The organism is Acinetobacter sp. YH12106 (assembly GCF_013418995.1).
GTDB lineage: Bacteria > Pseudomonadota > Gammaproteobacteria > Pseudomonadales > Moraxellaceae > Acinetobacter > Acinetobacter pseudolwoffii.
On the sequence record NZ_VPAV01000005.1, the window covers coordinates 88180 to 103201 of the forward strand.

The window sequence follows — 15022 nt, forward strand, 5'->3', positions numbered from 1 at the left end:
ATTGAACTTTAAAACAAAAAAGGAAGCTGTAGCTTCCTTTACGATAAGGATCACCGCTTAGATCCCGTATTTAACTCGATAATCTTCCATTTTAGCTAAAGCTTCTTGATCGCCCTTGGTTTCCAGATAGTCCATCAAATCTTTCATGGTAATTAAGGCATGTACAGGAATCTCGAGCTCTTGCTGCACTTCCTGAATGGCTGATAAATCGCCCTGACCTTTTTCCTGACGGTCAAGTGCAACCAAAACACCTGCGATTTGTGCACCGGCATTTTTCAAGATTGTCACGACTTCACGAATCGCTGTTCCTGCCGTGATCACGTCATCAATGATCCAGACTTTTTTACCTGCTACAGAAGCACCGACTAGCACGCCACCCTCGCCATGATCTTTGGCTTCTTTGCGGTTAAAACCCCAAGGCACACTCACCCCATGATTTTGTGATAGCGCCACAGCGGTCGCTGCCACAAAAGGAATACCTTTATATGCAGGACCAAAAACCACTTCCACATGGTCACATGCCGTTAATTTTGCTGCATAGCCAGAAGCCAGCAATGTCAAGGCTTCACCATCATTCAGCAGACCTGCATTAAAAAAATAGGGACTCACACGTCCCGATTTTAAAGTAAACTCACCAAATTTAAGCACACCGCGTGATAATGCGAGTTCGATAAAAGCTTGCGGGTTAAACTGAGCTGGCGTTGGCATGAGGTGCTCCTAAATCCATTAATTAAGGTAAGACTTGCGCATGATACCAAAGAGTAGCTATCCAGGTGATCAAAAAATTCTTCGTGTCGTTTCAATTAATGTCAACGGTTTACGCTCATCGGTGAGCAAAGGCCTATTGGAATGGATGGAACAGTCGGATGCCGATGTGATCTGTATGCAGGAAAGCCGGATCACCCATGTGCAGTGGACCGATAAATTTAAACCGGAAGGCTGGTATACCCATCTATTCCCTGCCGAACGTCCAGGTTATGCCGGTACCGCGATTTATAGCCGCCTGCCCTTCGTCTCTTTAACCGATGGTCTGGGCTTTGAACTGGCAGATTCGCAAGGCCGTTTTATTGCAGCCGAATTTGATTTAGGCTTGGAGCAAACGGCCCATATCTGTTCATTGTATCTACCTTCCGGCTCATCAGGCGATGAAGCACAAGCGCGTAAAGATCACTTTCTGGAAGAATATGCCAAAATCCTGAAACAATGGCGCGATGAAAATAAATCGGTGATTGTCTGCGGTGATTACAACATCGTGCATAAACGGATTGATATTAAAAACTGGTCCGGCAACCAGAAAGCTTCCGGCTGTTTACCACATGAGCGCGCCTGGCTAGATCATATCTATGATGAACTCGGTTATGTCGATACGTTCCGCGAAGTACGCAAAGAAGCTGAACTGTATTCCTGGTGGTCAAACCGCGGACAAGCCCGAGCCAAGAACGTCGGTTGGCGGATTGATTATCAGGCCTGCTCACCAGACTGGAAAGAGCGTACCGTCAATGCCTGGGTGTATAAGGAACAATGGTTTAGCGATCATGCCCCAGTGATCATCGACTACAAACTATAAAAGATACCTATCAATTGAGTGCACACCTGTTCACTCAATTAAGGCTTATTGCTTACATGACATGACGTATTTTTTGGGTTTATCTCGATGTCATAACAGAGCATTATAGCCTCACGGCACAGGGACATGTCAGGATGACAATATAAGGACAGGACGCCGTAGGAAGAAAATAAAACAAACTAGAACATTTAGCTTGTTTTTCATGGATGTGACAATGGACGTTGAATTGAGACCCGCATGATCAGGATGATTAAATGCGGGTTTTCTATTTCCACTGCCTAAAATTATTATTTTTTTTATTGTTGTTTTTCTTGCTGATCATTTTAAAGCGCATTGATGTCATTTTGATGACGATTCTGCCTCCCTATTTTAAATTGTTTTCTAATCATTCTATTTTGCATGGTCGACTGCTGCGAATTTGGTTAAGCTAGGCCATGATTTAAGATGTGTTAGATGGCGAATATGTTAAAAATTTACGGGATTAAAAACTGCAATTCGATGAAAAAAGCTTTTGACCTACTGACTGAGCTGGGGTTGAGCTATGAATTTCATGACTATAAGAAACAGGGCATCGATGCTGATACCATTAAAGTCTGGCTGAATGCGCTGGGTCAGGATGTGGTATTAAATAAAAAAGGAACCACATGGCGCAAACTGACTGAAGAACAGCAGCAAACGGCGCTGTCCAGTGAAGATGCTTTAATTGCCGCATTAAGCACTCATACCAGTTTAATTAAACGTCCGATCTTGGCCACGCCCACAGGTTTTATTGCCGGTTTTGATGACGCGGCTTATCGCACCCTAAGTAATTAATTATTATCCTAAATAATTCATACAAAAAAGCCTGACAGCAGTCAGGCTTTTATCTTTCTATCGAACTGGATTAGTTTGCACGAACCCAAGTCTGGTTACGGCCTAATGCTGCCACACCAATAAAGCCACGAAGCTCAAGTTTCTTGCCACCATCTACCAGTTGGCCTTTCAGTTTGTAAGTTTTACCAGATTGCGGATCCAGAATTGAACCACTGTCATAGCTGGTACCACCTGAATTCTTAAGACCTTTCACAATGGTCAAGCCTTTGAGTGACTTGTTCTTGTACGGACCTTCACACTTGGTACAGGCATTTTCTTCACCTGGTGTTAACACAGATTGAATACTTGCTGACAACGTACCGTTCTTTTGTTCAGTAAATTTAACCATGGCCTTAGGCTGCTTGGTTTTATCATCAATGGTTTTCCAAACCGTGCCATTTAAAGGATCTGCGGCATTTGCCAGTACAGATAAGCCTAGTAGTCCTAACATAAGCGCTATTTTTTTCATTTTTCTTCATTTCCTTAGTCTGAAAATAGACCTCTGTAGTATTAAAAAGTCACAACAATTTTTCAATTTTTAGCTGTGACTATTTAGTGTAACCTTGTAAATATGGTTGGTAAATAATCTACATGATCAATAAAAGCACAAAAAGATGGAAGGAAAATGAAGATAAGCCCGTTAACAAAACAATTAATTACAGAAAGCATCTTAAAGACAGTCATTCGTGCCCCGAGCAGATTCAATCTTCCACCGAGTTCAATGCGCATTGCACTGGAGCAGATGTGCAAACTCTTTCCACAAGACAAAACCGTACAGATTCGTTCGCTACGTCTGGCGGGTCTGCGCGCAGAGGAAATTAAGCCGCAGCAAGAGTCGACCCAGCTGATTTTTCATATTCATGGCGGGGCATTTTATTTAGGCTCTTTAAATACCCATCGTGCCTTTATGACTCAAATTGCGGCTCGAACCCAGATGCAGGTACTGCATGTAGATTATCCGCTGTCACCGGAATCTGCCTATCCAGAGGCCTTGGAAGCCTTGTTTGATGTGTATAACTTATTGCTCGATCAAGGCGTTCAGGCCAAAGATATCATCCTGTCCGGTGATTCTTGTGGGGCCAATCTGGCGCTGGCCTTGGCGCTCAAATTACAAAAAGAAAACCTCCCACAAGTGAGTGGTTTGATTCTGTTGTCTCCTTTGCTGGATTTGACCCTGACCAGTGAATCGTTGCGCTATAACCAGAAACATGATGCCCTGCTGTCTCTGGAAACAGTTGAAACTGGCATTGAATATTATGTCCCGCGTGCCATCGATCGGGGTGATCCGGAAGTTTCGCCCTTTTTCGCCGATTTAAGCGGCTTGCCCCCAACTCATATTCAGGTCGGTTCCAAGGAAATTCTACTGGATGATGCCAGTCGTTTTAAGGAAAAAGCCGAACAGGCGGGTGTCGATGTGGAATTTAAACTGTATACCGGCATGTGGCATAACTTTCAGATGTTCAGTGCCTGGTTTGAGGAAGCCCAACAGGCGCTGAGCGATCTGGCAGCCTTCGCGCACCGTCTGGATCGAGATTAATCACTGTTCACCCATATAAAAAGGCCAGCATAGGCTGACCTTTTGAGTTATTTTTGGATATTTAGATGGCTTGAACCTGCTGCAGTGCCGTCTCTAAGGCTTGTGCCTTGATCGTTTCGCCCATGTTCACGCCTTCCGCACGAATCACTTCAATATCGGTTACGCCGGTAAAGTTAAACACGGTTTTCAAAAAAGCTTCCTGAAAATCGGCAGGACTTTGCTCCCCATAAACTCCGCCACGGCTGCTGGCAATATATACTTTTTTATTGCCAGCCAGACCGACAGGGCCTTGTTCGGTATATTTAAACGTACGTCCCGCCACACAGATCCGGTCAATCCAGGCTTTTAAGGTCGATGGCAAACCGAAGTTATACATGGCCGCGCCAATGACTACTATATCTGCCTGTAAATACTGCTGCAGGATGTCTTCGCCTAATGCAGTCTGTTCTGCATTCTGACCCATTAAAATTTCAGCCGTGAGATGTGGAATCGGCTGTGCAGCAAGATCGAGATATTCAAGCTCGATGGCCTGAGCATGTTTTTGTTGTAACTGACTCACCAACGCCTGAGTCAGCTGACGCGAAATAGAGGCATCGCCTAAAATACTGGAATCAATCTGTAAAATTTTCATGGCTTCGCTCTTTATCTTTGGTTGTTTCTAACAATGCAGCCATTTTAACGATTGACTATATTGAAATAATTAGCACAAATAAAACACATCATCCTGAATTTAGAACAAAACTGCATGCCTCTTAACCTCTTTAATTTTGCTTGGAACCCTTTGACATAGCCTAGATCACTTGTGCTATAGGCAAAGACTAAGCGGATCAGATATCAACTAAATCACAAAAATGTTTTAAATATTGTTGTTTATCAAGCATTCAAACTTATGTTATCTTGTGTAAATAAAGCTATAAATATCCAATAAGTCTTAAAAAATCTGCCATAACAATTAAAGTCAGACCGGGACCATGAAGCGAATATCGCCTGTATTAGAAAAAGTGCTAAGACACAGAATCAAGAAATATCTGGTCGAAGATGAAGTCGTGATGAACTGGCGCATCCTGAAGAAATGCATCCTGATGCTGACCTTGGGATGCGGTGTACATCTGACCTGGCTCGGCTGGGATCTCTTTGTTTTATTCAATCCTGAGTATTGGCAATATGTACAGATTGAACGGGTTCATTCACAAGTCGTGCTAAACGGCAGTTTTTTATTGATTTTAGCCGTGCTGATTTATCCCTGTTATAAATTTCAGGGCAACCGTCTGGTGGAACGTTATCTGCCCTATCTGGCAGTCGGCACCTTTGTGGTTTCGCTGTGCCGGGATGCCTATATTGTCGGCGTGATCAGTCCGGTCGCTACCACCGCTTACGTCTGCTTAATTATGGTCGGTCTGGTACTGTTTCATCGCACGCTAGTGTATAGCATGCTGATTCCTGCCTCCATTTTTCTGGGCGGATGTGCCTATTTAAGTTTCAGTCATCAATTACCTTATTCACCGCTATTTAATATCGATGACAAGCTTTTCTATAATGGTTTCTGGCTGTTATCGATGCTGTATTTCATTTTGCCAATTCTGGCCGTCTGCATGGTGTTATTCGAGATTCTGCTGAGTCAATGGCGGCATCGTGAACAACTGATCAAACAGCTGAGTCAGATTGATCCGCTCACCAACCTGTTTAACCGGCGCAGTATCAATCAATGTCTGGATCAGCTCAATGCTACGACTGTACCCCATTACGCCCTGGTTCTCTTAGATCTGGATCACTTTAAGAAAATTAATGATCTGTATGGTCATCATAAGGGCGATGAAACCTTGGTTGAAGTCAGTGCTGTATTAAGCCAACAGTTACGCGAAAGTGATGTAGTGGGCCGCTTTGGCGGTGAAGAGTTCATTTTGGTGCTGAAAAATACCAGTCTGGAAAAAGCCAAACAAGTAGCAGAACGCTGCCGCAGCGCGATTCAGCAATTACAGATGATGAGTGATGAAGGTGAGCCGATTCCGGTGACTGCCAGTTTCGGAATTGCTATTTCCAAAGCCGAGTTACGCCCACAACAGCTACTCAGTCAGGCCGATCAGGCGCTTTATCAGGCCAAAGCCGGTGGACGTAATCGGGTCAAAGCCTATGTTGAGCCGGTGACTGCACAGATGTAGGTTTCTTAAACGGGTTCAGCTTTTTCGATGATTATGAAGATTATGGAGTTGAGCTTTGAGCCAGACGTTGCAGCTGGGCCAGCAATTCTGCTTCGCTAAAAGCACCGGTCAAACGTAAACCGCGAATTTCCTGTTGCTGCTCATTCAGAAATAAATAGGTTGGTGGTCCCAGAATTTCCCATTGATTTAACAGCATTTGATGCGAGGCATTGTATTGGCTTAAATCCAGCTTGATCAGGAAATAAGGTGCCAGAGCCTGCTGTACCTGTGCAGATTTTAAAATACGATGTTCAATCGGCTGACAAGCGACACACCAGTCGGCATAGACATCAATCACGATCTTTTGCCCTTGCGGTGCTATATTCAAAATCTGCTGAAATTCTGCTGCGCTGCGTGCCACATGCCACTGGGCTTCTGTACTGGACTGCTCAACAAAAAACCGCTGACTATGCTGATATTGACTATAGCTGATATAAGGCAGCGCTATCACCAGACACAGGATATACAACCACCTCAGACTGGTACGATGCCAGAAAATCCGGAACAGTACATAGGTCACAAAGACCATGCCCAAGCCTAAGGATAACCACTGTAAAGTCGCTTCTGAAATCAGTGGGCGAATAAAATACAGTGCCAGCGCCAGCATGATAAAGGCAAAGAGCACTTTGATCTGATTCATCCAGTGCCCGGCTTTAGGTAGTACCCGTGCACCCAAAATACTGGCCAACAGTAAAGGTGTGCCCATGCCAAAACCGAGGGTAAATAGCAGCAAGGCACCTTGCCACTGGCTTTGGGTCTGGGAAATAAACAAGAGTGCACCCGCCAACGGTGCGGTCATGCATGGCCCGACCAGCAGCGCCGAGATCATGCCCATGACTCCAGCACTGACCAAACTACCACCCTGCTGCATGGCCTGAGCCCGATCCAGACGCTGAACCAGACGTTGTGGCAGTTTGATTTCAAACAGTCCAAACAGATTCAGGGCAAACAGGACAAACAACACACTAAACGCAATCAGGGTACCGGGTTGCTGCAACCAACGCTGGAAATTCAGGCCGGCAGAAGACGCAATTAAACCCAGCACCGCATAGACCGCGGCCATACTGCTGACAAAAGTCAGGGCGATCATCCAGGCTTTGACACCTTTGCTGTCCCGTACAATCAGCGAGGTCAGGATCGGCAGCATCGGCAAGGAACATGGGGTAAAAGCCAGCAAGATTCCTAAGCCAAAGAACAGTAACAGTCCATAACCCAAAGAGCGTTCAAGCAATTGAGCTGACCATTTTTGGTCTTGTGCCGCACCGACTGCGGGTTGCCCGCTAGAGGTTGCAGAAAATGCATCCGCTGTAGATTCTGAGGAAGCCGCTGTATTAAACAGGGTATTGTGTTGTAGTGATGACCCGTTTAGATCAAGTAAGCGCTTGCTTCCTGGGCCGGCAGCTTCAAATTGCACCAGACCTGACAGATCTGTCTTGAACTGAATACTTTGCGGCGGATAACAGATTCGGTCTTTGGCACAGCCCTGCCAGCTCACCTGATAGGACTGGTTGGCCTGCGTCGGAATCTGAAACTTTAACTGCTGATAATACACCTGGGTATGCCCATAGTTGTCATCATACAGATCTTTAGCAGGCGGTAATTCAAGCAATACAGGCTGATTGCCCTGCCGCACTTCAATTTTATGCTGATACAGATAATAGTTATCCGGAATCTGCCAACTCAGCTCAGCCTGTTGCTGACTGGTAGAAATCACATGAACAGGAAAAGCTTGTTCGGCAGACAAGAGCGCTGTTTCGGCCTGAGCTGGACTGCTAAACACGAGGCTTCCCAAGATGACCGGGGCAAGCATTTTGCCCCAGCTCTGGAATTGCGGGTTTCTGATCATCACGAAACTGGAGTGTCCTAGAATAAGAAGGATACGCCTAAACCTGAAAAGTAGCTTCGCTCTGCACCGTCCAGATCAACCCCCACACTGGCATCCAGCTGAACACGGTCATTAAATGCATACATTAGGCCAGTGCCAAGCGCGTATTCATTGTCGATGCTTTCAGCTTTACGGTAAATCAGTTCCGAATAGCCTGACCAGCGATCGGTGATCTGGTAGCCGATCGATGGAATCGCAGCTACGGCCCAATTGCTGTCCTGCCATTCATAACGCATAGTCAATGCGGTACTGACCAAGTCATTATATTGGTACGATACGACAGAACCCAGGCTGTAAATATCTTCTTCATTACTGAAACAGGCATTGCCTGTCGCAATGACTGCTTCGGCCAGCAAGGCCAGACTCAGTTTGTCATCATCCAGATCAATGGCTTTTTTCAGACCAATACTGACATCGCCCAGACCATCATTTTCATTCGTCTGACCGTTGGATTTGACTTGTGACCAGACAGGGCCTTCCCAGCCCAGACGCAACTCCAGACCATCACTAAGTCCGGTACGTAACAACATATCTGCATTCAGTGTCGTTACCGTTTGCTCGCCCGACTTGCTGTAGCGGGCTGTGGGTAAACCTTGCTCCCAGGCAACATTTCCGACCGGGGTAATGCCTGTACTCAGACCTTCACCTGCTCGATCAAATTCAAAATCTGCTGCGAAAAGTGATGCACTGCAACCAGTCAGTGCAATTAAACCCAAAGTTTTTAATATTGTCATCTTGGTGCTCTTTATTAAAATTTAACCCAGTTCTTTGCTCATTTTTGCGCCATGACTACGCAGGAGTTCTAGCGTCTGTTTTTCTTCATCCAAGGCTTCTGACCAGTTAATTTCATCAAAATCACAATCGAAGAACAGGTCACTAATCGAAGATAAAATGGTCATGCCATCTTCATCTTTGCTATTTGGATCAACTTTTTCATCGAGTAAACGCTGCACGGCAGGTGCACATGCGGCACTTGCAGCATCCCATAATGGGCCATAAATTTCTTCTGCATCCCAGAGATGCAAATTCACTTTGGCCTGGATCAATTCTTCCAGAATTTGTAAATGTACAGCCAATCTTGCCTGTTTTTCTTCAGCTGAAAGTGGGGTGCCGGCTTCATATAACTCGCATACCTCTTCCCACCATTTAAATAAACCATCTGACCAGACCGAAATTACCGGGCCTTTGTCATGATCAATAAAATTTGGATTGAGTCCATCTGCCAAAAGCTGCTTTACCTGATCCAGATTTAATTCTTCGAGTGCTTGCACAAAAAGCTGTTGTTGCGCAGTTAACATGATGGAGCTCACTTTCATTCGTTTTCGACTATTATGCCGAATAACGTGCGGCTTTGTTGCGCTTCTCACTATTATATTTTTATTTCATACAAAAAAAGCCCCGCAGGGCTTTTTAAAATCGGTCAGCATTACTCGTCAATCTCTGCTGCAGTATCTGTATCTGCCAGTGCTAAGGCACCAGGACGAACATTGTCTTTTTTCTCAATCACATGTTCCAGACTGCGTTTTAGCCGGTCAATCGCACCACGAATGGCGGTATCCACATTGTGAGCGCGATGATTGACGACCACGGGTTTTAACCCTGCAGGACGCGCTTCTATCATGCAGCGAATATCATCATCACCGCCTTTGGCGCCATTTTCATCACTGAGATGGACTGAAAAATGAGTAATACGCTCGCTATGGCGCTGGAATTCTTGATTTAATTCTTCACGTACATAATCAATTAAACGCTCGCTATTCTGAATGTGTTTATCTGTACGAAGTTCAATATTCATAAATTACCATCCTCAATCTTTGTAACTTTTTGAGTGCAAAAATTTTTATCTTGGCACGTTTGTAGCTTGCTGTTTCGCATCGCATTTCACTTCTTCAAATGATTGGAATCACACCCTCCATTTTGAATGATGAACACATTTTTGAGTCTGCAGAATCGTGTCCTTATATCTTGAATATCGGCTGTATCTGGGAAATATGCAAGTGATATTTTGGTTTTTTAGCAAAAGAATAATCCATTGTGACAACTGCTTACTCAGCTCAAAAATACAGGATTTTTCAAACGGAAATTTCACAACCTTTCACACGATTTAATTTGAAATGTTTTTTTGGCCAGGTAGATAAATCGCTTAAATAACATTCGACCAAGAAACCTAAAAAAAAGAAATTAAAAGTATTTTTTTATGAAAATTAGCTCACTTTTATCTAATAGTTTTTCTTATAAGATCAGCGCCTAGTCAGCCTTACAGTTCTGAATAGATCATTTGCTTTATCATTATTTAGTTGCTTTTGCAGAACCGGGAAAAATACTCTTTCGTCATTCGAAAATAATAAACTGCAAAAATGATTTTCAATTGAAATATAAGACCGATCACTCTTATTTTACGACGCTGAGAATAGGCTTATAAAACGACCGTCATTTGAGATTTTAGAACTAACCTCATTACACAAACAGAACAAAGCTATTCAGCCTCAGGCTCAAATTAATTACTAAACAATCTGTATATTCCCCTATTTTTACTGGTTTTCTAAACTCATCATCCTGAATTGAAGTGATTTTATATTTCTAGTTATACATTCAGTCTTTTAAGACGCTACATATTCAACTTTATTTAAAAAATAATAATTTAGAGAAATATCAGCAAAAGGCAATGAAAACTGAGGAAGATGATCGTCTTCATTCAACTCATGGGGGCTGAAATATATTTAAGTCAGCGATCACTTTTAACTTTATTTTTACTTATTAATCTGTATGCTTATTCTGCTTTCTCGGGGGGATAGATTTAAATGAAATTTACACAACTTGCGGCACTTTGTGCATTGGCTTCAACTGCAGCATTTGCTCAAGCAAAACCAGTTTGGCAGGACTTTAGCATTACAGGTCTTTATGGTGAAAACTATAAATCACCATTTCTCACTCAAGATGAAAAGCTTGATCAAACAACAGTTACTGCTGAATATGCGGCAGGTTTAAAATATGGTGATTTCTTTGCTTTCGCTGATCGTACTAACAATGATCCAGAAGGTAATAGTACCTATTTTGAGGTTGCACCGCGTTTAAGCTTAAGTGCAGTTTCAGGAACTAAACTTGAAGTTGGTCTAATCAAGGACGTACTCGTTGCGACAACTTGGGAAGGTGGCGAAGGCTTTAATAACTATTTGTATGGTGTTGGTTTTGCTTTAAATGTTCCATATACTCAATATGCAAACATTAACTTCTACAAAGCTGACAATGATAACACTGCAGATGATTATCAAATGACCATCACTTACGCAGTACCATTTAAGTTAGGTACTGAAGATTTCCTTGTTGATGCATTCCTGGATTGGTCAACTGCTGAAGGTTCTGATCACAAAAGCGAATTAAACTGGACCAGTCAATACAAATGGAATGTAGGTAAACACATTTCTCCAGACACTAAACTTTATGTGGGTGTTGAACATTCAGTTTGGAATAATAAATACGGTTCAAACAAAGATCAAAATGATGTTAGCGCATTGGTTAAATACCATTTCTAATTGATGTATGATCAAAAGCAGAACTCCGGTTCTGCTTTTTTTTAAACTGTGATTTCAGATCAACCTTACCAGAACAAGAATATGCCTGATTTTGATATTCGACCTGCGACCGAACATGATCTTGAAACCATCCTCGAGATTTATAATCAGGAAGTACTCTATGGTACTGCGACCTGGAACAGAACAGCCTTTGATTTGAACTATTTCAAAATCTGGTTTAAACAGCTTAAAAATCAGAATTTCCCGGTTTTTGTGGTTGAAGATACTCAAAATCAAGTCGTTGCTGGCTATACCTGTTATGATCAATTTCGTAGTATTCAGGGCTTTCAACAGACGGTAGAACATTCCATCTTTTTAAATCCGAATTATGCAGGACAAGGTTTAGGTTCTAAATTATTGCAGTATTTAATTGAACAGGCTCAAGTACAGCAATTGCATATCATGGTCGCGGCGATTGATTCTGAAAATACTTCATCGATTCGTCTGCATGAAAAACTGGGCTTCGTTCAAACTGCCTATATGCCGCAAGTCGGACAGAAGTTTGGGCAATGGCGTGATTTAGTCCTCTTACAACTCAATCTGGATCTGGCTTGATTCAGTCTTATTTTAAATTTCTCTCTTGGTCTATTTTCTTAGCGTTAGCTCATTACTAATTTGATCAAAACAGATATTCTATTTACTTATACTAGTGGCTATGTTTTATTCAGATCAAAGCCGTCCAGAGTAAAACAATGTATAAATCTCTATGTTGTATTGGTATTTTAACTTTAAGTACACTAACTTTTGCCGATTCAGATTTTGAAAAAGAACTTCGTACAAGCTGCAGCAAAGTGAAGAGCTACGCCAATAATGGCAAAAAATTCTATGATCAAAAACACTATCAACAGGCCATAGCACAATTTAAGCAACAAGCTGCCTGGTCATCTTTTTGTGAAATGAACCGGGATGAAGCTAAAACCTCTTTCTCTGAACAAGCCATTACAACAGCATTTAATAATGTGGGTTTAAGCTACAGCAAACTTGGCAAGCCTCAATGGGCACGTGCCTGGTTCTCCGTTTACCCCGATGCTAAAAGTAGTCAATTTAATTTAAAACAGCTTCCTCCACCTAAAAAGGACACTGAACTTGCAGGTACTTATGTACAGCATGCCGGTTTTGGTGCCTGGAGTACGCTGAAAATTGTCAAACAGCAGCAACATTATGCGATCGAATATGAAGGTCTCTATATGGGCTTACGCAGTTTGATTTATGGACCAAATCTAGGTGGATTTAATACCACGATGCCACTGAATAAAACACAGGCACAATATCGCTCTGAAGACTGCAAAATCGATATCTCTTTAGGCTTTGATGCCAAACTCGGAAGTCGTGCAGTGCTTAAGCAAAATAGTGGTGATTCAGGTTGTGGCTTTGGGCATAATGTTTCAGCGGCAGGAGTTTTCTTAAAAGTAGAGAATTAATCGGTTTCAGATATAAAAATATCAGCACACAGATCGAAAAAATAGGGCTTAGATTCAAGCCAGCAAAAAGCCCGCAGTTGCGGGCTCTTGATCTAAAAAAGAGTGCTATTACACAATAATATCTGCCAGATTGCCTTTTTGCTCTAACCATTCCTTACGGTCACTGGCACGTTTTTTCGCAAGTAACTTATCCAGTAAACCTGCGGTAAAATGACTATCATCCAAATCCAGCTGCACCAAACGGCGTGTATTTGGATCTAAGGTCGTTTCACGTAACTGGCTGGCATTCATCTCGCCCAGACCTTTGAATCGGGTAATTTGCGGATTTTTGCTTTTGCATTTTTTCAAAATACCATTGAGCTCGTCATCATCCAGGGCATAGTGCACGTCTTTGTTGTCATCAATCCGATACAAGGGCGGCATGGCAACGAATAAATGCCCTTCTTCCACCAAGGTCGGGAAATGCTTGACGAACAGGGCACAGAGCAAAGTTGCAATATGCAGACCGTCGGAATCGGCATCGGCCAGAATACAGATTTTGCCATAACGTAGCTCGGACAGGTCATCTGAACCCGGATCGACACCGATCGCAATCGCGATGTTATGTACTTCTTGCGATGCCAAAACTTCATCCGAAGAGACTTCCCAAGTGTTTAGAATTTTACCGCGAATGGGCATGATCGCCTGGAAGTTTTTATCACGCGCCTGTTTGGCAGAACCACCCGCAGAATCGCCTTCCACAATAAACAGTTCCGACTGATCCAGATCATGTCCAACACAGTCGGATAATTTACCCGGCAAGGTTGGACCGGCCACAATTTTTTTACGTTCTACTTTTTTCGCGGCTTTTAAACGGCGACCCGCTTTGGAAATGGCCATTTCAGCCAGTTGCATCGCGATATCAGAATTCTGGTTTAGCCAGAGTGCAAATGCATCTTTGGCAATATTCTGCACCGTACCTGAGGCTTCACGACTCGACAGACGCTCTTTGGTTTGTCCCGAGAACTGCGGCTCCTGGAATTTCAGCGACAGAATATAGTTGACACCATCCCAGACATCTTCCGCAGAGAGTTTCATATTACGCGGTAACAGATTACGCAGCTCACAGAATTCACGCATGGCATCGGTCACGCCTGAACGTAAACCATTGACATGGGTACCGCCCTGCGCGGTCGGAATCAGGTTGACATAGGACTCCTGAATGCTATCGCCGCCTTCTACATTCCAGCAAATCGCAAACTCGGCACTGGCACGCTCAGCGTCACCTGTTGCAACAAAAGCCGGTGCAGGAATGATTTCACGATCCTCAAGCTCATCCATCAAATAGTCGACCAGACCATTTTCAAACTGCCAGCTGATCTTTTCGTCATTGATCTGGTCAATATAATTGATCTGTAAGCCCGCAGCCAAAACCGCTTTGGCTTTGAGATTATGCTTTAAAGCTTTTAAGGCAAATTTGGGTGAATCGAAGTATTTGGTTTCAGGCCAGAAATGTACCGTAGTTCCCGAGGCGCGTTTAGGCGCCTTGCCTGCCAGCACTTCAAGTGGAGCCGTCGGCTCACCATTTTCAAAGGCCATTTTGTACAGGTTGCCCTGACGCTGAACTTCAACTTCTACACGGGTCGAAAGCGCATTGACGACTGAAATCCCCACGCCATGCAAACCACCGGAAAACTGGTAGTTATCGGTGCTGAACTTACCACCGGCATGCAGTTTGGTCATGATGATTTCAATACCACTTTGACCATATTCGGGATGAATATCGACTGGCATTCCACGACCGTTATCTTCGACAGATAATGAACCATCTTTACAGACCGTGACGGTAATCTTGTTGGCATGTCCGGCCAAGGCCTCATCGACAGCATTATCAATCACTTCCTGCGCCAGATGGTTCGGACGAGAGGTATCGGTATACATGCCCGGACGACGACGTACCGGATCCAGACCAGATAAAACTTCAAGAGATTGAGCCGTATATTGAGACACG

Annotated in this window: 15 protein-coding genes; 7 read left to right on the top strand and 8 right to left on the bottom strand. The window is 43.5% G+C overall.

Annotated features, from left to right (window positions below; genetic code table 11):
* Window positions 1-57 precede the first annotated feature (57 nt).
* Window positions 58-708 carry an orotate phosphoribosyltransferase gene (gene pyrE, locus FTU45_RS06445; protein ID WP_005094997.1) on the bottom strand — a complete coding sequence of 217 codons (651 nt, stop codon included), beginning with the start codon at window positions 706-708 and terminating at the stop codon, window positions 58-60.
* 40 nt (window positions 709-748) lie between these two features.
* Here pyrE and FTU45_RS06450 point away from each other — a divergent pair, with 40 nt between their 5' ends.
* Together FTU45_RS06450 and FTU45_RS06455 are read left to right on the top strand one after the other, a co-directional pair.
* The gene (locus tag FTU45_RS06450; protein ID WP_005094995.1) at window positions 749-1567 is read left to right on the top strand and encodes an exodeoxyribonuclease III; all 819 of its coding nucleotides are present in this window, start codon (window positions 749-751) and stop codon (window positions 1565-1567) included.
* Between the two features lie 462 nt (window positions 1568-2029).
* Window positions 2030-2380, top strand: a complete 351-nt coding sequence (locus FTU45_RS06455) for a Spx/MgsR family RNA polymerase-binding regulatory protein (RefSeq protein WP_034609159.1) — start codon at window positions 2030-2032, stop codon at window positions 2378-2380.
* A gap of 70 nt (window positions 2381-2450) precedes the next feature.
* Here FTU45_RS06455 and FTU45_RS06460 read toward each other — a convergent pair whose 3' ends face one another.
* Window positions 2451-2888: a DUF2147 domain-containing protein gene (locus FTU45_RS06460; RefSeq protein ID WP_180076153.1), complete on the bottom strand. Its 438-nt coding sequence runs from the start codon at window positions 2886-2888 to the stop codon at window positions 2451-2453.
* A gap of 156 nt (window positions 2889-3044) precedes the next feature.
* Between FTU45_RS06460 and FTU45_RS06465 the strand changes: the two genes are divergently transcribed.
* Window positions 3045-3956, top strand: a complete 912-nt coding sequence (locus FTU45_RS06465; RefSeq protein ID WP_005173280.1) for an alpha/beta hydrolase — start codon at window positions 3045-3047, stop codon at window positions 3954-3956.
* Window positions 3957-4017: 61 nt separating this feature from the next.
* On the opposite strand, the gene FTU45_RS06470 is transcribed toward FTU45_RS06465, so the two are convergent.
* On the bottom strand, window positions 4018-4587 hold the full coding sequence (locus FTU45_RS06470; RefSeq protein ID WP_180076154.1) for an FMN-dependent NADH-azoreductase: 570 nt from the start codon (window positions 4585-4587) through the stop codon (window positions 4018-4020).
* A gap of 340 nt (window positions 4588-4927) precedes the next feature.
* Between FTU45_RS06470 and FTU45_RS06475 the strand changes: the two genes are divergently transcribed.
* On the top strand, window positions 4928-6115 hold the full coding sequence (locus FTU45_RS06475) for a GGDEF domain-containing protein (protein WP_180076155.1): 1188 nt from the start codon (window positions 4928-4930) through the stop codon (window positions 6113-6115).
* Window positions 6116-6155: 40 nt separating this feature from the next.
* Here FTU45_RS06475 and dsbD read toward each other — a convergent pair whose 3' ends face one another.
* From dsbD to FTU45_RS06495, 4 genes are all read right to left on the bottom strand, one after another.
* Window positions 6156-7964: a protein-disulfide reductase DsbD gene (dsbD, locus tag FTU45_RS06480; protein ID WP_257223956.1), complete on the bottom strand. Its 1809-nt coding sequence runs from the start codon at window positions 7962-7964 to the stop codon at window positions 6156-6158.
* 53 nt (window positions 7965-8017) lie between these two features.
* Window positions 8018-8773: a transporter gene (locus FTU45_RS06485; protein WP_180076156.1), complete on the bottom strand. Its 756-nt coding sequence runs from the start codon at window positions 8771-8773 to the stop codon at window positions 8018-8020.
* A 21-nt stretch (window positions 8774-8794) separates the two neighbouring features.
* A complete protein-coding gene (locus FTU45_RS06490) occupies window positions 8795-9337 on the bottom strand; it encodes a hypothetical protein (RefSeq protein WP_005094976.1) in 543 nt (180 codons plus the stop codon).
* Between the two features lie 128 nt (window positions 9338-9465).
* Window positions 9466-9834: an HPF/RaiA family ribosome-associated protein gene (locus FTU45_RS06495; protein WP_005094974.1), complete on the bottom strand. Its 369-nt coding sequence runs from the start codon at window positions 9832-9834 to the stop codon at window positions 9466-9468.
* Window positions 9835-10840: 1006 nt separating this feature from the next.
* Between FTU45_RS06495 and FTU45_RS06500 the strand changes: the two genes are divergently transcribed.
* The 3 genes from FTU45_RS06500 (at window position 10841) to FTU45_RS06510 (ending at window position 13032) form a co-directional block, all read left to right on the top strand.
* A complete protein-coding gene (locus tag FTU45_RS06500; RefSeq protein ID WP_180076157.1) occupies window positions 10841-11572 on the top strand; it encodes an outer membrane protein OmpK in 732 nt (243 codons plus the stop codon).
* 81 nt (window positions 11573-11653) lie between these two features.
* Entirely contained in the window at window positions 11654-12166 is a 513-nt protein-coding gene (locus tag FTU45_RS06505; protein WP_180076158.1) for a GNAT family N-acetyltransferase, read from the top strand.
* 137 nt (window positions 12167-12303) lie between these two features.
* A complete protein-coding gene (locus FTU45_RS06510) occupies window positions 12304-13032 on the top strand; it encodes a hypothetical protein (RefSeq protein WP_074383844.1) in 729 nt (242 codons plus the stop codon).
* 108 nt (window positions 13033-13140) lie between these two features.
* On the opposite strand, the gene parE is transcribed toward FTU45_RS06510, so the two are convergent.
* The gene (gene parE / locus FTU45_RS06515) at window positions 13141-15021 is read right to left on the bottom strand and encodes a DNA topoisomerase IV subunit B (RefSeq protein WP_005173295.1); all 1881 of its coding nucleotides are present in this window, start codon (window positions 15019-15021) and stop codon (window positions 13141-13143) included.
* Window position 15022 lies beyond the last annotated feature (1 nt).